Genomic DNA, 23,443 nt, shown 5'->3' with positions numbered 1-23,443 from the left:
TTGATAGATACGGTAAATTGTTAAAAGAAATCAGACCCGAAGGCAAGGGCTGGGATGGAACCTTTAACGGATATGCCTTACCAGCTAATGATTATTGGTTCGTGGTACAGTATGAAGAGAATGGACAGCAGAAAGAATTTAAATCACACTTTACACTCAAAAGATAGAAGAGAAGTGTATTTATAGTTAAAAAAAGAAGGACTAATTCGTAAGTAAAATATTTAGTTTTGATGGGTTTGGTAATGCGAAAATTTATATATTTGACCGTTATGGCGAAAACTGTTAAGGAATCAACGTCACAAAAGGTTCAGAATGATGTTTTTAACCATTATTCGACTCTAGCTAAATACTTAGTGATTTGCGATATAAAATAAAATCAATAAATGTGTAGGTGATAAAAACACTTACTTTACATTAAAGAAATAGCATAAATGAAATTTAAAAATTGGTGTTTGATTGTAGTTTTTGTGTTGGTGCAACAGGCATTTTCACAAGAAGGAGTCGCAATATACTCAGATTATTTAAACGATAATTACTTTTTGGTTCATCCATCTATGGCTGGAGCCTCTAATTGTACAAAAATTAGAGCTACCGCCAGACAGCAATGGTTTGATAGCGATAAGGCACCGCGTTTACAAACCTTAAGTGCTAACGGACAGGTAGGTGAATCTTTAGGTGTAGGGGCTATATTTTTTAATGACCGTAACGGAAATCATTCACAAACAGGTGCGAAATTAGCAGTCGCTAAACACTTAAGGATGAGTAGTAATTACATGGAATTGAATCGTTTGCAATTAGGTATAGCCGCAGGAGCCGTAAGAAGCCGTTTGGACGAAACATCCTTTGATTTATTAAATACTCAATTCGATCCTACAATTGGAGGTGTAAAACAAACCGATAATTATTTTAACGTAGATATAGGCGCTTCTTATTTGTTAGGCAGTATGTACGCGCATTTAACCTATAGAAATTTAGCTACTTCTAAAAGAGAATTATATACAGATTATGAATCTGATAACATCAGAAAAATGATTTTGAATGTGGGTTACGTTTGGGGAAATAAAAATGTGATTCAAATAGAGCCTTCTTTAATGTATATCAATACTTTAGAAACTAAAGAAAGATCGATAGATTATAATTTAAAGGCTTATAAACCTTTAGATCTTGGAACTGTTTGGGGGGGGATTTCTTGGAGAAGACAAGTAGAAAGAGCGGAACAACTGGAGACTGATAAAGGACAAAGACAAAGTATGATTACTGCTATTTTAGGTTTAAATGTAAAGAATTATATGTTTGCTTATAATTATACCCACTTGTTAGGAGATATCAATTATTCTGGTGGATTTCACCAAATTACTTTAGGAATTGATTTATTCTGTAAACCAGTTCCGTTCGAATGTAACTGTCCTGCAATTAACAATGGTCGTTAGAGCTGTAAAAGGAATTTTTCCAACTATACCAAAAGATTGTTTCGTCGCTGATAATGCTACCATTGTCGGCGATGTTTCGTTTGGCGAAAACTGTAGCGTTTGGTTCAATGCGGTTATTCGTGGTGACGTAAATAAAATCACTATAGGTAATAAAGTGAATATTCAAGATGGTGCGGTAATTCACTGTACATATCAAAAACACGCTACGATAATCGGAAACAATGTTTCTATCGGTCATAACGCTATTGTGCATGGTTGCATCATCGAAGACAATGTGCTCATCGGTATGGGAGCCATTGTAATGGATGGATGTGTGGTAAAAAGCAATTCCATTATAGCCGCAGGTGCAGTAGTTACTCAAAATACTATTGTGGAGTCTGGGAGCATATATGCCGGAGTTCCAGCCAAAAAAGTAAAAGAAATTAGTGAATCAGCTTTTTCTGGAGAAATTGAACGAATTGCTAATAATTATATTATGTATTCTGGTTGGTTTAAGGAGTCAGAATAATGAAGGGATTTAAATTTACTTCCATTTGATATTACAGCCTATACTGGGTTTTTGGTTGGCGTTTATTTTTCGATTATACAACAATCCATCAATAGCGTTTCTTAAATCAGAACCACTTACTGGAATTCCGTTCATGGGTCTGGAATCATCTAATTGACCACGGTAAACCAATTGGTTCTGAGCGTCAAATAAATAAAAATCTGGGGTACAAGCTGCGTCATAGTCTTTAGCTACTTGTTGTGTTTCATCGTATAAATACGGAAAATCCATTTTATTCTTAAAGGCAAATTCATACATCCATTCAGGAGCGTCTTGTGGATATTTCCCCACATCATTACTGCTAATGGCAATCATACCCATACCTTGTACTCTATAATCATTGGCTATTCTGACCACTTCGTCAATTACATGGATTACAAATGGGCAGTGGTTACACATAAAAATGATTAAAGTCCCTTTGTTTCCAGTTAAATCCTTTAGTTTTAATGAATTCCCCGAAAGGGTGTCTTTCAGTTCAAAATCAGGGGCTATCGTGCCTAAAGGCAACATATTAGAGGGAGTTTGAGCCATTACTTTTAAGGTTTGATTAGTCTTTCAAATCTACACATAATATATTTTTCTTTATTTTAAATAATACTTATTTTGCAGGTCACAAACCTATTTTACAGATGTCTATAGAGATTACAGAATTATCCAAGTCATATGATACGCAAAAAGCGATTGATGCGGTTTCTTTTTCCATTCAAAACGGAGAAATAGTTGGATTTTTAGGTCCGAATGGTGCTGGGAAATCTACTTTGATGAAAATCTTAACCGGTTATTTAATTCCAGATAGTGGCGAGGCGATAGTTAATGGATTTAATATTGATCACCAAATACAAGAAGTTAAAAAAAGCATTGGTTACCTTCCAGAACACAATCCACAATACTTGGATTTATATGTGCGGGAATATTTGAGTTTTAATGCGCAGGTCTATGGCGTTGAAAAGCTAAGAATCGAGGAAGTCATTCAACTGACTGGATTAACACCAGAGGCTCATAAAAAAATCGGACAATTATCTAAAGGATATAGACAGCGAGTAGGAATTGCGAATGCCTTGTTACACAATCCAGAAGTGTTGATTTTGGATGAACCGACTACAGGCTTAGACCCAAATCAGTTGTTGGAAATCCGAGAATTGATTAAAAATATAGGCAAAAATAAAACGGTATTTTTATCTACGCACATCATGCAAGAAGTTGAGGCCATTTGCGATCGGGTAATCATCATTAATAAAGGGAAAATCGTAGCAGATAAAAAAATAGATAAATTATCTAATGGCAATATCCAACTGATTGAAGTGGAATTTGATTTGCCAATTACCGAAGAATTATTGCTCACCATTCCCGAAATTACTGCTGCGATTTTGATGCAAAACAATGTTTGGCAGTTAAGTTTTGTAAGCTTGCAAGATGTACGCGTTTTAGTATTTGATTTTGCCCAAGCCAATGGGTTAAAAACCTTGCAATTAACGGTGAAAAACAAAAATTTAGAATCCCTTTTTCGCGAACTTACCCAATCTTAAGTGTGTTTATGAGTAGCCAAAAACCTATTGGATTATTTGATTCGGGTATCGGAGGTACTTCCATTTGGAAAGAAATCCACAAGTTGTTGCCCAATGAAAATACCATTTATTTAGCCGACAGTAAACATGCGCCTTACGGGCAAAAATCCAAACAAGAAATCATCGCTTTAAGCCAAAAGAATACCGAGTATTTATTACAACAAGGGTGTAAAATTATAGTAGTCGCCTGCAACACAGCTACCACTAATGCGATTAAAGAATTAAGAGCACAATATTCTGTTCCTTTTATAGGAATAGAGCCAGCTATAAAACCCGCAGCCTTTCATTCCAAAACACAAAAAATAGGCATATTGGCTACCAAAGGAACGTTGAATAGCGACTTGTTTCACGAAGCGGTTCAGTTGTATAAAAACACCGAAATCATCGAGCAAATCGGTTATGAACTGGTTGATTTAATCGAGGCGGGTCAAATTCAAAGCCCTAAAATGACCCAGTTGCTTCAGGAGTATTTAGAGCCCATGATTCAAAAAAATATCGATTATTTGGTGTTAGGTTGTAGTCATTACCCATATTTAATCGAACAAATCCGCCAAATTCTCCCTCCGCAAGTACACATCATAGACTCTGGCGAAGCAGTTGCCAAACAAACCCAGCGCGTGCTCGAAAAAAACAATTTATTGAACCTTACTCCGGCGCACCAACATTTTTTCTACAGTAACGGTAATCCTGAAATTTTACAAAAAATCATTGGCAACACATACCAAGCGGAATATTTAGATTTTTAAAATTGGGGCGTTCCCTGCTTAGGCAGGTCGCTCTTTCGGCTATTGCTTAGCCATCCGTAAAATCAAAAATTAGAAAAAAAGGTTTGTAACTATTTGATTTTCAGTGCCAAAAAAAGTTATCAACAATTTTTCTTTCTGAAAGCCATTTTTAGACCCCAAATCGCCACTTATGCGGAAAAATCGCCCACTTATGACTAAAATCGCCCAGTTATAAGCAAAAATTGGTTAAAAACTCATATTAAAAATAATGTAGATATTTGAAGCGTTAAAAATTTATTAAAATGAGGAAATTTTATTTTTTGTTGGTGCTTCTAGGGAGTACATTTTTACATGCTCAGAATTTTTTTGAAGATTTTGGGTCGGGAACGGTTGCGACTAATGTGATGCCTAATGGTGCAACAACAAATTTTGCAATTTTAACTAGAGCAAGATGGCACCCTATGGATCCCTCGTATATTCAACCAATTAATAATTGTCCTATAATTTATGGGCCTAATGATGGAGAGTTTTTAATTTTATCTGCTGCAAATAATCAATATTATGGTCAGACTAATTGTTTGGGTAATAATAATTTTACTTACGCTGGATGGCATCAGAATTTTAAAGACCATACAGGAAATACGGATGGTCGATATATGTTAATTAATGGTGATGGAATGTATAATAACGAAATTTATCGTAAAACAGTTTCAGGATTAACAGTTGGTGAGAGCTATAATTTTTCTATATGGGTGGCTAATATATTAAATCCCAATGCTGTTCCGGGTTGTTATTCAACGGAATCAGATATACCTGTAAATGTAACTTTTCAAATTTTAAATGGAGAAACTAAAATTGCTGATTTATCTACTGGAAATATACAATCTCAATCCAGTTTAGAAAATATATGGAAAGAGTATGGTTTTTCTTTTATAGCTCCAAATACTTCGATAACCATAGTTATACGAAATAATGCACCAGGTGGTTGTGGTAATGATTTTGCTATTGATGATATTTCAATTCAAAGATTAAATGAAATAGGTGTTTTTACTGGAGAAAACTCTTTCTGTGATTCAAGCGATATTAGATTTTCTGATATTGAATTCAATTTTACCAAAAACGAAAAAGAATTTAAAATGGTTTCTAATGCTCAAGGAAAATTTAGATATTCTTTAGAAAAGGGAAAATATACGGTTTATCCAACCATAAAAAATTCACCTTATTTTACAGTGGTTCCTGCAGAAATTACGTTTGAATTGACTGATGAACAAAATATTTTTAATCAAAATTTTTGTATCTCACCTAAAGGAATTCGTAAAGACTTAGAAGTCGTTTTTACGCCGATTGATGCTGCACGTCCGGGTTTTGATGCCTCTTATAAAATGGTTTTTAAGAACAAAGGAAATCAAACGATTTCTGGTCAGGTAGCCTTGAACTTTAACGATGGTTTATTGGATTATGTGTCTTCGGTTCCAACATTTGATCAATCAGAAACAAGTCAACTCACTTGGAATTTTAAAGACTTAAAACCGTTTGAAACCCGAACCATAAACGTAGGATTTAATGTGAATTCTCCGATGGAAATTCCTGCGGTAAATAACGGAGATGTTTTAAAATATGTAGCTCAAATAGTTACTTCTGTTACCGATGTTACGCCAGAAGATAATGTGTTTGAATTGGAACAAAGAGTCGTAGGTTCTTATGATCCAAATGATAAAACCTGTTTGGAAGGTGATGTGATTTTACCCGATATGGTTGGGGATTATGTACATTATAAAATCCGTTTCGAAAATACAGGTGATTATTATGCAGAAAACGTAGTAATCGAAGATTTTATAGATACCACAAAATTTGATGTGAGCTCCATAGTAGTTTTAAATGCAAGTCATGAGCAAAAAACACGAATAGAAAACAATAAAGTAGTGTTCTATTTTCAGAATATAAAATTACCAGCTAATCCAAGCCCAGACAGGCATGGTTATGTGTTGTTCAAGATCAAAACATTGCCTACGCTACAATTAAACGATACCTTTAGTAATCAAGCCAATATTTATTTTGATTATAATTGGCCAATACAAACCAATACAGCAACAACAACTATAAAAGAAGTAAAAGGATTAAGTAATGCTGAATTTGATTTTTCAGAACAAATCAAGTTGTATCCAATTCCTGCAAAAGAAGTGTTGAACATTTCCACAAAGTCAAATATCACCTTACATTCCATGGAAATATACAACACCATGGGGCAGTTGGTTATGGCAGTAGCTAACGCAAAAGAAGTAAAATCCATACCAGTAAGTCAATTGTCTAAAGGAACTTATATCTTGAAAATTAACACCGACAAAGGAGTTTTAAATTCAGTATTTGTTAAAGAATAATTAATCATATAATCGTAATATGAAAAAGTCATTTCATTTTTTGTTATTGTTTCATTTAATATTTTTTAACCTTTTAGCTAATACTTCTGAAAGAAGTAAAGAAAATCAAGATTTTCTGAATATAAGCATTCTTGGTCCAGCTGTTTCAGATTGGGCAAAAGATGTTTTTATGGAAACACAAGACGGGGTTCACTACTCGTTAAGTACGAATTTAGTCAATGGAACATTAAAGTTTAGAGAGAATTCAGGTTGGGTTAATAATTGGGGAGGGTTTACCTTTCCAAAAGGTATTGGAGTCTATAATGGGATTGATATTCAAATAACTACACCTGGACTTTATTTCATATCATTTAATATTGCTACGTTAGAGTACAATTTCGAGTTAACAGGAAGCTCCATAGACGAAATTGCATTACAAGGGGTTTCGACTGGTTTTGAAGCAATCAAAATGAGTACAGAAGATGGAATTCACTACTCATTAAAAAATCAGCTAATTAATAAAGGGTTTCTTTATATAAAAGATGCTAAGAATAATATAAAATGGGGTTCATACTATTTTCCTTCGGGTATAGCCTCTAAGGACTTACCATTAGAAATAAATGTTACAGTTGGGGGGTATTATAATGTTTCATTCAACAAGATTTCTCAAATATTTAATTTCGAACTTTTAGAGAGTTTGAGTTCGGTTCAAGTAGGAATAACAGGAAGTTCAATTGAGCAAGAATCCATACAGATGTTAACTACCGATAATCAGAATTATTATTTAAAAAATCAAATATTAGCAAAAGGCACTTTTTCTTTTAAAGATTTAGATATCAACACAAAATGGAGTTCAAATGATTTTCCTTCAGGAACGGCTTCTTATTATAAATCTGCATTACTAATTGATGCCGCTGGGGATTATGATATTTTTTACAATGTGCTTAATGGAGAATACACTTTCAATCTGAATGAGTCTTTAAACCCAGCAGCAATAAGTCTTTATGATTTAACTAATGGAAGTACTGTACTGTCTGAATTAAGCACAAATGATAAAATTCTGTATGCCGCTAATAATGTTTCAATCAACGCTGGGTACATATCTTTTAAATATGAGGATGATTTATTTGCCAATTGGGGGGGATTAGATTTTCCCAAAGGTAAAGCTTCTTTAAACTACCAAACTATTCAAGTAAAAGTAGGAGGGATATATAACGTCACTTTTAATCATTTGTCTAAAGAATATGAATTTATTCTTGTAGAAGAATTTCCAAATTTAAATCCTAAAGAAAAAATATATCTTACAGGTACTGCTATTATAGATTCCGCTTATCCTCTAGATAATATTCCAATGGAAACTAAAGACGGAATTATTTACACGTTAAAAAATCAATTGTTACATAAAGGTGCGATTTTTTTTGGGGGTGAAGGTTATCCTGATTTGGGAGTTTCCTCTATTCCTAATGGTGTTGCGATAATGTCTGTTAGCAACATTGATATTGATGCTTTTGAAAGAGGGTATTATGATATCACTTTTAATTTTGAAACAAAAGAATATACTTTTCAGTTAATCAATTCTATAAAAGCAAGAATATTTCTTACTGATGAATATCAAACTAATCAAGTGGAATTAGAATTATTAAATGAAGCAGATTTTTCTATTAAGAATATTGAGCTCTATGCTGGAAGAAAATATGTATTTGATGAACTTGATTTTGTTCCATTTGTATCTTGGGGAGGGAATCAATATCCGACAGGAACAGCAGTGCTAAAAGGTTCCGGTTTTGAGGTGCCCGAAGATGGTATGTATGATGTAACATTTAATTACCAAACTAAAATTTACAGCATTAAGTTATCAAATCCAGATAAAATCCGATACGGAATTCACGGATCAGCAATCGATGGATTTGTTGAACTCGTTGAAAAAGAAGGGATTTTTGTGATTGAAGATATTTATTTAAGAGAGGGTGTCTTGTATGTGGTTTCAAGTGATTTAGTAGAATTTCCAGTAGTAATTGTAGCTAATAAAGGCTTAAGTACCAAAGAAGAACCTATTTATTTAAAGCGTTTTGAAATTACAACTCCAGGATATTATACAATTACTCACAATATTGCCGAAGCAGAAACAATGCTTGTAGAGAAATCGTTGAATGTTCCAACGCTTAATTTCATTTCTTCATTTAAAGTGTTTCCAAATCCAGTTCAAGATGGGAAGGTATATTTTTTAGAACCATCAGACATTACGGTATTTGATTTGTTTGGAAGAGAATTGTTAAATAGACAAGAAGTTAATATGTTGGATGTTTCAGGATTGAGTTCTGGCGGTTACTTGTTGAAAAATCAAAAAGGACAAACAACAAAATTAATAGTAGACTAAAAAATTAGTTTAAATTAAATTCAAATCCCCATTAGCCATCTGGTTATTGGGGATTTTTAGCTTTTGTAAGAATTTTTGATTGTAACCAATTGATTTTCAGTGTGAAAAAAAGTTATTAACAAAATTATTTTCTAAAAACTGTTTTTGGAGTTAAAATCGCCCACTTATGACTAAAATCGCCCACTTATGACTAAAATCGCCCACTTATGCGGAAAAATCGCCCACTTATGTTTTTGGTATTTTTTTAACACATTTGGGGTGTTAAAAATTCCGACTCATGAAAGTTTTTCCATCGCTAGTTTTTTTGTTTTTAATAGGTAACTATGCTTTTTGCCAAAAAACAATTTCAGAATTTTCTAATCCTTTATTAGGAAATCAAATTTGGTTAAAACAAAACAACGAATCCTCAGTTACATCCCATAAAAGTCAATCCGCATCTCTTAATCAACTCAATTTTAATAGTTCCGTAATTTTTGAAGGGAATCAGGTTGTGGCTCGGTTTAGCTCTGTTTGGAACAATCGTTCTACTTTTTTTGTGGTTCTACAATCTGATGACGAACAAGAAGTTCCTTTTTTAAAGGTATTAGATAAGAACAACAGCATTAGATTTACCAACAAAGGAATCTATAATGCCGATTTTAAACCTTATGAAAAGGGAAATCCCCAACAAGGAATTATTTTAACCCATCAATCTTCGTTAGCAAAAGTTACCGCCAATAATTTAATCCAGTTTAATAAAGACCTTTTGTCTGGTGAACAGGCAAAAACCAAGATTATGGAATTTATTTATATTCCAGAAATTGTTTCCAAGGAAAGACAACAAATCATAGAATCGTATTTGTCCATCAAATATGGAATATCCCTAAATAAAGAAAAAGACTATTTTAATCCCAAAGGAGATAAAATTTGGAACGCAAAGGAGAATGAAATTTTTAATTATCGAGTAACGGGTATAGGTAAAGAATCCGAATTATCATTGAATCAAAAACGTTCTGCCAATGCAGAAAAAGATGGTTTATTGATAGGTGTAGGGGATTTAAAAAATCAAAATGTTTCCGAAAAAAATGTAATTCCAAACCAGGCTTATGTAATGTGGGGAGATAATAATCAAAAAACTATTTTACATAAACGAAATGGATTGCAATCGTACCAAAAAATGGATCGTGTTTGGAAGATGCAAACTAGCGGAGTTGCTGCCAAGGATTCTGTAAAACTTTCTTTTTTTATAGATGCTCAAAAAATGAAGTTATCCGATAAAAAAAACAGTCAATCCCATAATCAAGAAGAATTTATTTGGTTGGTGATTAACGATAAAAGTACAACGGACAATTTTGACTATCAAACCGCAACGTATTACAAGCAAAAAGCGATTCAAGATTCCATTGTTTTTCAAGGAATTTCGGTTAAAGAAAATCAAACATTTACTTTTGTAAAAGCACCTGATTTATTTGCTACTTATCAAGCCCAAACCAATAGTTGTTTGTCGAGTACCAATAACAAAATAGAAGCTAAAATCATTAACGGTCAGGCTCCATTTTATATTAAAATTTCAGGACAAAAAACAGATAAAAGTTTCTCGGTTTCCACTTCTCAATTTCAGATTCCTAATTTAATTTTTGGTACTTATACTATCCAAATAACAGATGCTCAAAAAAGAAGTTATACGTCTAATATTACTTTAGAACCTTTTTCTAATTTAGAAGTAGACATTCCTGCGCAATGGCAATTACATTCTAACGAACCTGTGGTTATACAGCCCAATGTTAAAGGAAAAGATGCCGAGACTTTAAAATATACTTGGACTTGCGAAAACAAAGTGATTTCTAATGAAAATCAAATCAGCACACAAATACCAGGGAACTATAAATTAAAATTAACTACGGCTAAAGGTTGCGAAAAACAAATGTCTTTTAGAGTAACTAACAGTCACGATGCTAGTTTAGGGCAGTGGTCGGTATTCCCCAACCCAGTTAAACAAGGTCAGTTTTACACCATCAGATTTAATCTAGAGCAAGAGTCAGAAGTTTCCATTTTATTATTTGGTATCAACGGACAATTGTTAGCCAACAAAAAGTTAGGTAAAATTGATGTTGCCGAAATCAAAGAACACATGCATTTAGCCCTTGGCGAATATGTGTTACAAGTAAGTATTAATGGGGTTACCACAACCAAAAAGATAATAGTAGAGTAAAGAATGATATTTGACCGACTCAACACAAAATTGTTAATTATTAATATTTGTCAAATCTTTTTTTGAGTCAAAAAAGATTATTTTTACCAGCACAAAAATCAAAACAATACCATGAGTTCAGATAAGGAAGCCAAATTAAAGTCGTTGCAATTAACGCTTGATAAATTAGATAAAACATACGGAAAAGGAACCGTAATGAAGTTAGGGGATAAAGCGATTGTTGATGTAGAAGCGATTCCTACAGGTTCATTAGGTTTAGATATTGCTTTGGGTGTAAACGGATATCCTCGTGGAAGAGTTATTGAAATTTACGGGCCCGAATCTTCGGGTAAAACCACTTTAACTTTACATGCCATTGCCGAGGCTCAAAAAGCAGGAGGTATTGCAGCGTTTATAGATGCGGAACACGCTTTTGACCGTTTTTATGCCCAAAAATTAGGAGTGAACATCGATGAGTTGATTATTTCTCAACCTGATTATGGTGAACAAGCCCTAGAAATCGCCGAAAATTTAATCCGTTCCGGAGCAGTAGATATTGTAGTAGTAGATTCTGTGGCGGCTTTGACTCCTAAAAGTGAAATTGAAGGAGAAATGGGAGATTCTAAAATGGGTTTACATGCCCGTTTGATGTCTCAAGCCTTAAGAAAATTAACGGCTACGATTAGTAAAACCAATTGCACCGTGTTTTTTATTAACCAGTTAAGAGATAAAATTGGGGTGATGTTTGGTAATCCTGAAACCACCACAGGGGGTAATGCCTTAAAATTTTATGCTTCTGTAAGAATTGATATCCGAAGATCTTCTCAAATTAAAGATGGAGAAGAAGTTGTGGGTAACCGAACCAAAGTAAAAATCATTAAAAATAAAGTGGCACCACCTTTTAGAACAGCCGAGTTTGACATTATGTACGGTGAAGGAATTTCTAAAGTTGGTGAAATTTTAGATTTAGCAGTAGAGTTTGAAATCGTGAAAAAAAGTGGTTCTTGGTTCAGTTATAGCGATACTAAATTAGGGCAAGGACGCGATTCTGTTAAAGCCATGATTAAAGATAATCCAGAATTAATGGATGAGCTAGAGGCTAAAATTAAAGAAATGATTAAAGAATAATTTTTTGAATCCATCAAATTAATGGTGTCTGTGTCTTTTGATGCAGACGCCATTTTTTCATAGTAATATTATGGCAAAAGTTTTAACAGGAATACAAAGTACAGGAACTCCGCATTTAGGGAACATTTTAGGGGCCATTCAGCCCGCTATACAATTAGCCTTAAACCCTGCCAATGAATCTTATTTGTTTATTGCAGACTTGCATTCATTAACACAAATTAAAGATGCTGAGGTTTTAAAGCAAAACACCTATTCAGTAGCAGCTACTTGGTTGGCTTTTGGTTTAGATGTGAATCGGGTGACTTTTTATCGTCAATCCGATGTGCCGCAAACCGCAGAATTAGCGTGGTATTTGAGTTGTTTTTTTCCGTACCAACGTTTAACCTTGGCTCATTCTTTTAAAGATAAAGCCGATCGTTTAGACGACGTGAATGCAGGGTTGTTTTCGTATCCGATGTTAATGGCTGCCGATATTTTATTGTATGATGCAGAGCAAGTTCCTGTAGGGAAAGACCAATTGCAACACTTGGAAATGGCGCGCGATGTAGCGGCAAGATTTAATCATCAAATGGGAGAAACTTTTGTATTACCAGATGCTAAAATTTCTGAAGAAACTAAATATGTGCCCGGAATTGATGGGCAAAAAATGAGCAAGTCCAGAAACAATACCATTGATGTATTTTTAGAAGACAAGCCTTTGCGCAAAAGAATTATGGCAATTCCAACCGACAGTACCCCTTTGGAAGAACCTAAAGACACCACCACTTGCCCTGTTTTTGCATTGTATACTTTGTTGGCTAATGAAGTACAAGTGCAAGAAATGAAAGCGAATTACGAAAAAGGAGGGTATGGTTACGGAAATGCCAAGCAAGCCTTATATGATTTAATCGTTACCAATTTTGCAGAACCTCGCGAAAAGTATCATTACTACATGAATAATTTATCTGAATTGGATGAGTTATTAGCCGTAGGCGCCGAAAAAGCCCAAAATAAAGCTAACGAAGTTTTAAAAAGAGTGCGTGTAAAGTTGGGATTTAAGTAGAGGTAGTTCTTTATTTAGCGGGTTTAATAATGAACGCATTCGGATAATTCACTTGAACGATTTTTAAAATGCGTTCGGCATCTATGCGATTCATAAAACTACCCACCCAAACTTTGTATAAAGGAGCGTTAAATTCTACCATAATATCCAAGTCGCTAAACTCGTTTTTGGCTTGAGCAATCAGCCTTTTGGTGTTTTCAATATCTCCACTAAAAATTTGAATCTTATACTGATACTTAAAGGTTTGAGAAGCGCCTAAGTTCTTTTTTTCATTCAAAAAACTCACAAAAGTCTCGTTTTGCTCAATAGTAGACTGAGCTACTGTAGAAAATGCTCCACCTACAAGTAATAAAAGAAGACTAAGTTGTGTTTTGATTTTCATTATCATATTAATTTGAAGCAAAAATAAAACTTTAAAATAATAAGCGCTTCAAATTTATTATTTAGATTCAGTATAAATTAATGAAACTAGTTTCTTTTCAACTTTGAGAATAGGTCATAAATTGTATTTTTGCGAAGTATTTTTAAGAAAAATTAACATTTCCAAACGTCTATTAAACTTAACGTCTGCTAATGTTTTTTTGATTTTACCTAAGGTAGATTTAAAAATAAATCATAATATTTTATCAATCAGCGGATTAGCTGTTGATGGTTTTTGTAAATAAAAGTGAAAGTAAATATTACTAATCAACACATGAAAAAAGTGGGTTACTTTAAATCAATTTCTAAAACGTTCGTTTTCGCGTTCTTTTTTGTTTTAGCGGTTACTTCAATGGCTTCTGCTCAAGAAGGAGATGCGGCTAAAGGGAAAGAGTTGTTTAATGCAAATTGTGCGGCTTGTCACAAATTAGATGCGAAAGCTACTGGGCCTGCCTTACGTGGGGTGTCATCTAAGTACGATAAAGAGTGGTTGTACAAATGGATCAACAACAGTTCTCAATTAATTAAGTCTGGCGATGCTCAGGCGGTTAAAGTTTTCGAAGAGTACAATAAAGTTGCAATGACTGCTTTTCCTCAATTGTCTACAGCAGATATTGATAATATTTTAGCGTATACCTCACAGCCAAAAGAAGAAGCGGCTACTCCAGTAGCGGGAGCTGCTCCAGTAGCAGGTCAAGCGGGATCTGATTCTGGAATTTCAAACAATGTTATTTTAGGTGCGTTAGCTTTGGTGATGGCACTTTTAGTGGTGATGTTGTTTTTGGTAAATAAATTACTGAATAATATATTAAAGTCTAAAGGACTAGAGGTAGAGGTGAAATCGGCTTCAGTGCCTTTATGGGTGGCTTTTGCTAGAAATCAATTTTTGGTTTTGGTTTCTGTTATTTTCCTTCTTTTAGTAAGTGCATATTTTGCTTACGGATATTTAATGCAAGTAGGAGTTGATCAAGATTATCAGCCGATTCAGCCGATTCATTATTCTCATAGAATTCACGCAGGTGAAAACGGTATTGATTGTAAATACTGTCACTCGGCAGCAAGAGTTGGTAAACATTCTAACATTCCTTCGTTGAATGTTTGTATGAATTGTCATAAAAATATTTCCGAAGTGGCAGAAGCTACAGCGACTCCGGAGCACAGTAAAGCTTTTTATGATGGGGAAATCCAAAAATTATACGATGCCGTAGGTTGGGATAAAAATGCTCAAAAATATACAGGCAAAACCAATCCGGTAAAATGGGTTAGAATTCATAATTTACCTGATTTTGTTTACTTTAACCACTCTCAACACGTTTCTGTGGCGGGTGTAGAATGTCAAACTTGTCATGGTCCGGTAGAGGAAATGGAAGTGTTAAAACAACATGCTCCTTTAACTATGGGATGGTGTATTAATTGTCACAGAGAAACTAATGTGAAAGTAGAAGATAATGCTTACTACGAAAAAATTCACCAAGAACTTTCTAAAAAATATGGTGTAGATAAATTGACTGCTGCACAAATGGGAGGTTTGGAATGTGGAAAATGTCATTACTAGTATAATAATCGTTTAAGAAGTTAATACCTATATACAATGTCATCAAACAAAAAATACTGGAAAAGTGTTGAAGAACTAAGTGAGAACAGTTCAATTGTTGAGACGCTTAAAAATAACGAGTTTGTTGAAGAAATTCCTGTTGATGAATTTTTAGGGAATCAAGAAACTTTGTCGTCTTCTTCTACTACCAGACGTGATTTTCTTAAATACGTTGGTTTTAGTACTGCTGCTGCTACTTTAGCGGCTTGCGAAGGCCCTGTGATTAAGTCGATTCCTTATGTGGTTCAGCCAGAAGAAATTATTCCAGGGGTTGCGGATTTTTATGCTACTACCGTTGCGGATGGTTTTGATTTTGCTCATGTTTTAGTGAAAACTCGCGAAGGTCGTCCGATTAAAATTGAAAATAATGCTTTAGCTGGATTGGCTTATGCGGCCAATGCTAGAGTTCATGCTTCAGTTTTGTCATTGTATGATAACTATAGATTAAAAAAATCTAAAATAGCTGGTAAAGAGGCAGATTGGGATGCAGTTAACCAAAAAGTGAAAACTTCTTTGGCGGAAGCAAAACAAACAGGTGCTCAAATCGCTATATTAACCAATACTACTGCAAGTCCTTCAACAGATAAATTGTTGGCGGAATTTGCTGAAACTTATCCTACGGCTAAAACCATTGTTTACGATGCAGTTTCTTCTTCGGAATCTTTAGATGCTTTTGAAGCAGTTTACGGAGAACGTGCTTTGGCAAACTATGATTTTTCTAAAGCCGAAGTAATTGTTTCTGTTGGTGCTGATTTCTTAGGGGATTGGCAAGGTGGCGGATATGAAGCTGCTTATGCAAAAGGAAGAGTGCCTAAAAACGGTAAAATGTCTAAGCATTATCAGTTAGAGTCTAACATGACTTTGTCGGGTGCCGCTGCAGATTACAGATTGCCTTTAACGGTTGCGGAACAAAAACAAGCTTTAGTTAAAATATATAATGTAATTACAGGTGCTGCTATCAGTACTGGAAAAATAAATCAAGAAGAGGTTGTTTTAAAAGCAGCGTCAAAATTAAAATCGGCTGGTTCTAAAGGGGTTTTAGTTTCTGGAATTGAAGATAAAAATGCACAATTATTGGTGTTAGCTATTAATCAAGCTTTACAAAGTGAGGCTTTTGATACGGCTGCTCCAAAACAAATTCGCAAAGGTTCAAATGTTGCTGTTCAGCAATTGATTCAAGACATGAATGCAGGAAAAGTCCACACTTTGATTATGTCTGGTGTAAATCCTGTGTATACTTTAGCGAATTCTAAAGAATTTGTTTCTGGTCTTAAAAAAGTAAAAACTTCGGTTGCTTTTTCAACTAAAGAAGATGAAACAGCTTCTTTAACTTCTGTAGCAGTTGCGGCTCCACATTATTTAGAATCTTGGGGAGATGTAGCGGTTCAAAAGGGAACCTTCTCATTAGTTCAACCCGTAATCAGACCTTTATTTAATACCATGCAATTCCAAGATGCTTTATTGTCTTGGTCGGGTCAAGCGGTTGCTTATGTGGATTATGTTAAAAATTATTGGACAGCATCTGTTTTAGGTGGAGGTTCATGGAATAAAGCTTTACATGATGGTGTTTTAGTAGTTCCTTCTAACCCTTTGTCTGCAAGAACTGTTGATTTTTCAGCTGCGGCAAGCGCACTGTTGAATTCTTCGGCTACTTCTGGTTTAGAACTTCATTTATATACCAAAACTGGTTTAGGAGATGGTCAACAAGCAAACAATCCTTGGTTGCAAGAGTTTCCAGATCCAATCACTCGTGTATCTTGGGATAACTACTTAACCGTTTCTAAAGCTGATGCTAAAAAGTTAGGCGTAGAAAATCACAATGTAGCCAATGGTGGTTTAAATGGAAGTTATGTAAACCTTGAGGTAAACGGTGTTAAATTAGAAAAAGTTCCGGTACTTATTCAACCTGGTCAAGCAAAAGGAACGGTTGGATTGGCTTTGGGTTATGGAAGAAAAGCTTCTATTAAACAAGAAATGCAAGTAGGGGTTAATGCTTACGTTTTATATACTAACTTTAATAATGTACAATCGGTTAAAGTAACTAAGGCTGACGGAGAGCATGAATTTGCTTGTGTTCAGTTGCAAAAAACTTTAATGGGTCGTGGCGATATTATTAAAGAAACTTCTTTAGAAATTTTTAATACTAAAGATGCTAAAGAGTGGAATGTTGCTCCAATGGTTTCTTTGGATCACAATCCAGTAAAAGCTACCGAGGTAGATTTATGGACTTCTTTTGATCGTTCTGTAGGACATCACTTTAACTTATCGATTGATTTAAATGCTTGTACAGGTTGTGGAGCTTGTGTGATTGCTTGTCATGCAGAAAACAACGTGCCTGTAGTGGGTAAATCAGAAGTAAGAAGAAGCCGTGATATGCACTGGTTGCGTATCGATAGATATTATTCTTCTGAAACTACTTTTGAAGGAGATAACGAAAGAAAAGAAAATATTGCTGGTTTAGGTAGTTCATTATCTACTTTTAACGAAATGGAGGATCCGTCAGAAAATCCACAAGTAGCTTTCCAACCGGTAATGTGTCAACATTGTAATCATGCACCTTGTGAAACAGTTTGTCCTGTGGCAGCAACTTCACACGGTCGTCAAGGTCAAAATCAAATGGCTTATAACCGTTGTGTAGGTACTCGTTATTGTGCCAACAACTGTCCTTATAAAGTACGTCGTTTCAACTGGTTCTTGTACAACAACAACGACGAGTTTGATTTCCATATGAATGATGATTTAGGACGTATGGTATTGAACCCAGATGTTAATGTTCGTTCAAGAGGGGTTATGGAAAAATGTTCTATGTGTATTCAAAAAACACAAGAAGTAGTTTTACGTGCCAAAAAAGAAGGAAGATTAGTTAAAGATGGAGAATTCCAAACTGCTTGTTCAAGTGCTTGTGCTACTGGGGCTATGGTTTTTGGAGATGTAAATGATAAAGAAAGCGAAGTGGCTAAATTGGCTGCAGACGAAAGAATGTATCATTTATTAGAGCACGTGGGTACTAAGCCAAACGTATTCTATCATGTTAAAGTTAGAAATTCATAACAAGTCAATTAATTAAATCAAAATAAAGGATATGTCGTCTCATTACGAAGCAAGCATTAGAAAGCCTTTAGTTATTGGTGATAAAACCTATCACGATGTAACAATAGACGTGGCAAAACCTGTAGAAGGTAGAGCTAACAAACAGTGGTGGATTGTTTTTTCAATTGCATTTGCCGCTTTCATGTGGGGATTAGGTTGTATGATTTACACCATTTCTACAGGAATTGGAACTTGGGGTTTAAATAAAACTGTAGGTTGGGCTTGGGATATTACCAACTTTGTATGGTGGGTAGGTATCGGTCACGCAGGTACCCTTATTTCTGCTGTATTGTTGTTGTTCCGTCAAAAATGGAGAATGGCTATTAACCGTTCTGCAGAAGCAATGACTATTTTTTCGGTAATGCAAGCAGGTTTGTTTCCAATTATTCACATGGGACGTCCTTGGTTAGCTTATTGGGTATTGCCTATTCCAAATCAATTTGGTTCTTTATGGGTAAACTTTAACTCACCATTACTTTGGGACGTATTTGCGATTTCTACTTATTTATCAGTATCCTTAGTTTTCTGGTGGACTGGTTTGTTACCTGATTTTGCGATGTTAAGAGATAGAGCAGTAACGCCTTTTACAAAACACATTTATTCTGTATTGAGTTTCGGTTGGAGTGGACGTGCAAAAGATTGGCAACGTTTTGAAGAAGTATCTTTAGTTTTGGCTGGTTTAGCTACGCCTTTAGTACTTTCTGTACACACGATTGTATCTTTTGACTTTGCTACTTCGGTAATACCAGGATGGCATACCACAATTTTCCCTCCTTACTTTGTGGCTGGAGCGGTTTTCTCTGGATTTGCGATGGTAAATACCTTGTTAATCATCATGAGAAAAGTATCTAATTTAGAAGCTTACATTACTATTCAACACATAGAATTAATGAACATCATCATTATGATTACAGGTTCTATTGTTGGGGTAGCTTATATTACTGAGTTATTTGTAGCTTGGTATTCAGGAGTTGAATATGAACAATATGCGTTCTTAAATAGAGCAACTGGTCCTTACTGGTGGGCTTATTGGGCAATGATGACTTGTAATGTTTTCTCTCCTCAGTTTATGTGGTTTAAAAAATTAAGAACAAGTATTATGTTCTCGTTCATTATCTCTATTGTAGTAAATATTGGAATGTGGTTCGAGCGTTTTGTAATTATTGTGACTTCACTACACAGAGATTACTTACCATCTTCTTGGACAATGTTCTCTCCTACATTTGTAGATATTGGAATTTTTATTGGAACAATTGGATTTTTCTTTGTGCTTTTCCTTTTATACGCTCGCTCTTTCCCTGTGATTGCTCAAGCAGAGGTGAAAACCATTTTAAAATCTTCTGGAGATAATTACAAAAAAATAAACGAAGCAAAAAACCATTAATAAGATGAGTAATAAAGTTGTACATGCCATTTACAATGATGACGATATTTTAATGGATGCTGTAAAGCAGACTCGTAAAGCTCATCATCATATAGAAGAAGTATATTCTCCGTTTCCTGTTCACGGTTTAGATAAAGCCATGGGCTTAGCTCCAACCAGATTAGCCATTACTTCATTCATCTATGGAGCTATAGGATTGTCTGTTGCGATTTGGATGATGAATTACATTATGATTGAAGATTGGCCACAAGATATTGGGGGTAAACCGAGTTTCAGTTACATCGAAAACATGCCCGCTTTTGTGCCTATTATGTTTGAGTTAACCGTGTTTTTTGCCGCGCACTTAATGGTAATTACTTTTTATATGAGAAGTAAGTTATGGCCCTTTAAAAAAGCAGAGAATCCAGATGTAAGAACAACAGATGATCACTTTATTATGGAAGTATCTGTTTCTGATAAAGAAGAGGAGTTAGTAGCATTTTTACAATCTACTGGCGCTATTGAAGTTAAAGTAATTGATAAGCACTAGTCACATGAGAATAGTATCTAAATTTTTAATGCTTGCCGTATTTTCCTTAGCAGTCGTTTCTTGCAAGGATAACAGCAAACCTAATTATCAGTATTTTCCAAATATGTATCAATCGGTAGGGTATGAAACTTATGCTGAGTCAGATGCTTTCAAAAATGGTCAAGAAGCTCAGCTTCCTGTAAAAGGTACGGTAAAAAGAGGTTTTATTCCTTATGAGTATCCCAATACAACCGAAGGTTATGAATTGGCTAAAGCTAATTTGAAATCGCCTTTAGATTCTTTATCTAGAAATCCAGAAAAAGGGAAAGAATTATTCGGTATTTACTGTGCAATTTGTCATGGCGAAACGGGTAATGGTAAAGGAAAATTAGTAGAACGTGAAAAGTTCTTAGGAGTTCCTAATTATGCAGACCGACAAATCACAGAAGGAAGTGTTTATCATGTAATTACTTATGGATTAAATTCCATGGGTTCTCATGCCAATCAGTTGTCTCCAAACGAAAGATGGTTGGTTACTGACTACGTTTTAAAATTAAAGGCTGATTTATCCAAATAGAAATAATTGATTTTTTAGATATGTACACATTTTCAAAAAAGCTTAAAACGTTTTCAATTATCCTGATGATATTAGGATTGTTGGGGATTGGATATGGTTTTGCTACTAAACCTAACGACATAAAGGATGTTGAAAAAATTCTAGAGGATCAGCACCATGATGCACATGCCAATGCACATCATGTTACCGCAAACGATCATGCAGCTAGCGCAGAACACAACGCTCACTTAGAGCATGTTTTACACCAGTTACAAAATAAACCTTGGGCAGCTTTATATGTAGCAGCTTTGTTTTTTACTTTAATCGCTTTAGGAGCCTTGGTGTTTTATGCTTTGCAACAAGTGGCACAAGCAGGTTGGTCTCCTGTATTGTTCAGAGTAATGGAAGGTATTGCTAGTTATTTATTGCCAGGTTCTATCATTTTATTTATATTACTTGTATTATCCACTTTACACTTTAATCATTTATTTGTTTGGATGGATGCAGAGTTGTTGGATGTGAAAAGTCCTAAATACGATGCTTTAATTGCTGGTAAATCAACTTGGTTAAATGCAGGTTTCTTTTTAGTAAGAGCTTTCATCTTTTTATTAGGTTGGAATTTATATCGTCATTTTTCTAGAAAAAATTCTTTAGCTCAAGATGCGGCTAATGACAATACTAATTATAAAAAGAACTTTAAATTATCAGCTATTTTCTTAGTATTCTTTATTGTTTCTGAATCTATGATGTCGTGGGATTGGATTATGTCTGTAGATCCACACTGGTTCAGTACTTTATTTGGATGGTATGTTTTTGCCAGTTTCTTTGTGAGTGGAATAACCTCTATCGCTTTAGTTACTATTTATTTAAAATCTAAAGGTTACCTAGAATATGTAAATACAAGTCACATCCATGATTTAGCTAAATTCATGTTTGGTATCAGTATTTTTTGGACTTACTTGTGGTTTTCACAGTTCATGTTGATTTGGTATTCTAACATTCCAGAAGAGGTAACTTATTTTGTAACCAGAATTAAAGATTTCAATTTGCCGTTTTTTGGTATGGTAGTGATGAATTTTATATTCCCTTTCCTAATCTTAATCAATACAGACTTTAAACGTTTGAATTGGATTATTGTAATGGCAGGAGTAGTGATTTTATTAGGTCATTATGTTGATTTTTTCAATATGATTATGCCGGCTACTGTAGGTACTCAATGGTTTATTGGCGTATCAGAAATCAGTTCTGTTTTGTTTTTCTTTGGATTGTTTGTGTATGTGGTTTTCAATGCCCTTACCAAATCTCCTTTATTACCTAAGAGAAACCCATTTATCGAAGAAAGTAAACATTTTCATTATTAATAGTAAATACATTATTGTATGACCAGTTTGTTGATTATAGTTGTTTTAGTTTTAATATCTATTGCAGTTTGGCAGTTGGTGAAGATTTTTGATCTTACCCAAGCAGGAGCACAATCTGATGATAGTCAAGTTGCCAATGACGCAGATAATAATGTGAATGGTTATTTGATGTTTGCCTTTTTGGGATTCATTTACATATTTACCATTTATGGATTGTACAAATGGGGACATTTAGTACTGGGAACTCCAGCTTCTGAACATGGTGCAGAAGTAGATATGTTAATGAACATTTCTATGGTGCTTATCTTTTTTGTACAAACGTTTACTCAGGCTTTATTGCATTATTTTTCATTCAAATACCGTGGTAGAAAAGGACTTAAAGCTTTGTTTTTTGCCGATAATAATAAACTAGAATTGCTTTGGACAGGTATCCCTGTAGTGGTTTTATTCGGTTTGATTTTATACGGATTATATGCTTGGAATACCATTATGTTTGTTCCAGAAGACGAAGAAGTAATGGTCGTAGAATTATATGCTAAACAATTTGGATGGGAAGCACGTTATTCAGGAAAAGACAACACTTTAGGAAAATCTAACGTAAGATACATACAAGGAATTAACACTTTGGGTATTGATGCTACTGACCCAAATGCCCAAGATGATATTGTAGTTAACGAATTACACTTACCAAAAGGTAAAAAAGTATTGTTTAAAATCCGTTCTCAGGACGTTTTACACTCTGCTTATATGCCTCATTTCCGTGCGCAGATGAACTGTGTTCCGGGTATGGTTACTCAGTTTGCTTTTACACCTATCATCACTACTGCCGAAATGCGTCAGGATCCTGCGATTGTTGAAAAAGTAAATACCATTAATCAAATTAGAGCTAAAAAAAGCGAAGTGCTTAAAGCTAAAGGAGAAGAAGCATTAGAACCTTATACTTTTGATTACTTGTTATTATGTAACAAGATATGTGGAGCTTCTCACTATAACATGCAAATGAAAATAGTGGTAGAATCTGCAGATGAGTTTAAGAATTGGTTAAAAGATAAACCTACCTTTGGAGAGGCTCTTAAAGCTCAGAATACAACAGAAACCGAAGTAAAAGAAATTCCTGCTAAAGATTCAGTAGTGGTTGCTAAGGATTCAGCAGTGGTTAACGATAAAAAATAATTAATCTTACATAATA

General features: G+C 34.5%; 19 protein-coding genes. 17 read left to right on the top strand and 2 right to left on the bottom strand.

The features are described from left to right. The 3 genes from B3C16_RS03435 to B3C16_RS03425 form a co-directional block, all read left to right on the top strand. Positions 1-167, top strand: a 167-nt coding sequence (locus B3C16_RS03435; RefSeq protein ID WP_291128791.1) for a T9SS type B sorting domain-containing protein, incomplete at its 5' end; no start/stop codon positions are given. Positions 168-431: 264 nt separating this feature from the next. Continuing rightward, positions 432-1,430 carry a PorP/SprF family type IX secretion system membrane protein gene (locus tag B3C16_RS03430; protein WP_291128788.1) on the top strand — a complete coding sequence of 333 codons (999 nt, stop codon included), beginning with the start codon at positions 432-434 and terminating at the stop codon, positions 1,428-1,430. Next, positions 1,420-1,938 (top strand): gamma carbonic anhydrase family protein, encoded by a 519-nt coding sequence (locus B3C16_RS03425; protein ID WP_291128785.1) that lies wholly within the window; start codon positions 1,420-1,422, stop codon positions 1,936-1,938. The genes B3C16_RS03430 and B3C16_RS03425 overlap by 11 nt, the downstream gene beginning before the upstream one ends. A 15-nt stretch (positions 1,939-1,953) precedes the next feature. Here B3C16_RS03425 and B3C16_RS03420 read toward each other — a convergent pair whose 3' ends face one another. Further along, positions 1,954-2,508: a thioredoxin family protein gene (locus B3C16_RS03420; RefSeq protein WP_291128782.1), complete on the bottom strand. Its 555-nt coding sequence runs from the start codon at positions 2,506-2,508 to the stop codon at positions 1,954-1,956. A gap of 98 nt (positions 2,509-2,606) precedes the next feature. Between B3C16_RS03420 and gldA the strand changes: the two genes are divergently transcribed. From gldA to trpS, 7 genes are all read left to right on the top strand, one after another. Next, on the top strand, positions 2,607-3,503 hold the full coding sequence (gene gldA, locus B3C16_RS03415; RefSeq protein WP_291128779.1) for a gliding motility-associated ABC transporter ATP-binding subunit GldA: 897 nt from the start codon (positions 2,607-2,609) through the stop codon (positions 3,501-3,503). 8 nt (positions 3,504-3,511) lie between these two features. Further along, complete coding sequence (gene murI, locus B3C16_RS03410; RefSeq protein WP_291128776.1) at positions 3,512-4,288, top strand: glutamate racemase; 777 nt, start codon at positions 3,512-3,514, stop codon at positions 4,286-4,288. A 281-nt stretch (positions 4,289-4,569) separates the two neighbouring features. Further along, entirely contained in the window at positions 4,570-6,645 is a 2,076-nt protein-coding gene (locus B3C16_RS03405; RefSeq protein WP_291128772.1) for a T9SS type A sorting domain-containing protein, read from the top strand. A 19-nt stretch (positions 6,646-6,664) separates the two neighbouring features. Continuing rightward, a complete protein-coding gene (locus B3C16_RS03400; RefSeq protein ID WP_291128769.1) occupies positions 6,665-9,001 on the top strand; it encodes a T9SS type A sorting domain-containing protein in 2,337 nt (778 codons plus the stop codon). Positions 9,002-9,278: 277 nt separating this feature from the next. Then, positions 9,279-11,192 carry a T9SS type A sorting domain-containing protein gene (locus tag B3C16_RS03395; protein WP_291128766.1) on the top strand — a complete coding sequence of 638 codons (1,914 nt, stop codon included), beginning with the start codon at positions 9,279-9,281 and terminating at the stop codon, positions 11,190-11,192. Between the two features lie 111 nt (positions 11,193-11,303). After that, complete coding sequence (recA, locus tag B3C16_RS03390) at positions 11,304-12,299, top strand: recombinase RecA (RefSeq protein ID WP_291128763.1); 996 nt, start codon at positions 11,304-11,306, stop codon at positions 12,297-12,299. 70 nt (positions 12,300-12,369) lie between these two features. Then, on the top strand, positions 12,370-13,341 hold the full coding sequence (trpS, locus tag B3C16_RS03385) for a tryptophan--tRNA ligase (protein WP_291128760.1): 972 nt from the start codon (positions 12,370-12,372) through the stop codon (positions 13,339-13,341). Between the two features lie 10 nt (positions 13,342-13,351). On the opposite strand, the gene B3C16_RS03380 is transcribed toward trpS, so the two are convergent. Further along, positions 13,352-13,723, bottom strand: coding sequence for an SPOR domain-containing protein (locus tag B3C16_RS03380; RefSeq protein WP_291128757.1), 372 nt, complete (start codon positions 13,721-13,723; stop codon positions 13,352-13,354). 312 nt (positions 13,724-14,035) lie between these two features. On the opposite strand from B3C16_RS03380, the gene B3C16_RS03375 reads away from it, so the two are divergent. Genes B3C16_RS03375 through B3C16_RS03345 form a run of 7 tightly spaced genes read left to right on the top strand, consistent with a single transcriptional unit; the run spans position 14,036 to position 23,427 of the window. Further along, the gene (locus B3C16_RS03375; RefSeq protein ID WP_291128754.1) at positions 14,036-15,316 is read left to right on the top strand and encodes a c-type cytochrome; all 1,281 of its coding nucleotides are present in this window, start codon (positions 14,036-14,038) and stop codon (positions 15,314-15,316) included. A gap of 36 nt (positions 15,317-15,352) precedes the next feature. Beyond that, the gene (locus tag B3C16_RS03370) at positions 15,353-18,406 is read left to right on the top strand and encodes a TAT-variant-translocated molybdopterin oxidoreductase (protein ID WP_291128751.1); all 3,054 of its coding nucleotides are present in this window, start codon (positions 15,353-15,355) and stop codon (positions 18,404-18,406) included. Positions 18,407-18,437: 31 nt separating this feature from the next. Then, positions 18,438-19,829, top strand: a complete 1,392-nt coding sequence (gene nrfD, locus B3C16_RS03365; protein ID WP_291128748.1) for an NrfD/PsrC family molybdoenzyme membrane anchor subunit — start codon at positions 18,438-18,440, stop codon at positions 19,827-19,829. A gap of 4 nt (positions 19,830-19,833) precedes the next feature. Beyond that, positions 19,834-20,358: a DUF3341 domain-containing protein gene (locus B3C16_RS03360; protein ID WP_291128745.1), complete on the top strand. Its 525-nt coding sequence runs from the start codon at positions 19,834-19,836 to the stop codon at positions 20,356-20,358. Between the two features lie 4 nt (positions 20,359-20,362). Then, positions 20,363-20,914, top strand: a complete 552-nt coding sequence (locus B3C16_RS03355; protein WP_291128743.1) for a c-type cytochrome — start codon at positions 20,363-20,365, stop codon at positions 20,912-20,914. A 20-nt stretch (positions 20,915-20,934) separates the two neighbouring features. Then, complete coding sequence (locus B3C16_RS03350; RefSeq protein WP_291128740.1) at positions 20,935-22,254, top strand: quinol:cytochrome C oxidoreductase; 1,320 nt, start codon at positions 20,935-20,937, stop codon at positions 22,252-22,254. A gap of 18 nt (positions 22,255-22,272) precedes the next feature. After that, the gene (locus B3C16_RS03345; protein WP_291128739.1) at positions 22,273-23,427 is read left to right on the top strand and encodes a cytochrome c oxidase subunit II; all 1,155 of its coding nucleotides are present in this window, start codon (positions 22,273-22,275) and stop codon (positions 23,425-23,427) included. The last annotated feature ends 16 nt before the right edge of the window (positions 23,428-23,443 follow it).

The sequence above is a fragment of the Flavobacterium sp. UBA7682 genome (assembly GCF_002482945.1).
Lineage (GTDB): Bacteria > Bacteroidota > Bacteroidia > Flavobacteriales > Flavobacteriaceae > Flavobacterium.
The sequence above is the reverse complement of the archived record's forward strand: the minus strand, read 5'-3'. Positions and strand labels throughout refer to the sequence as shown.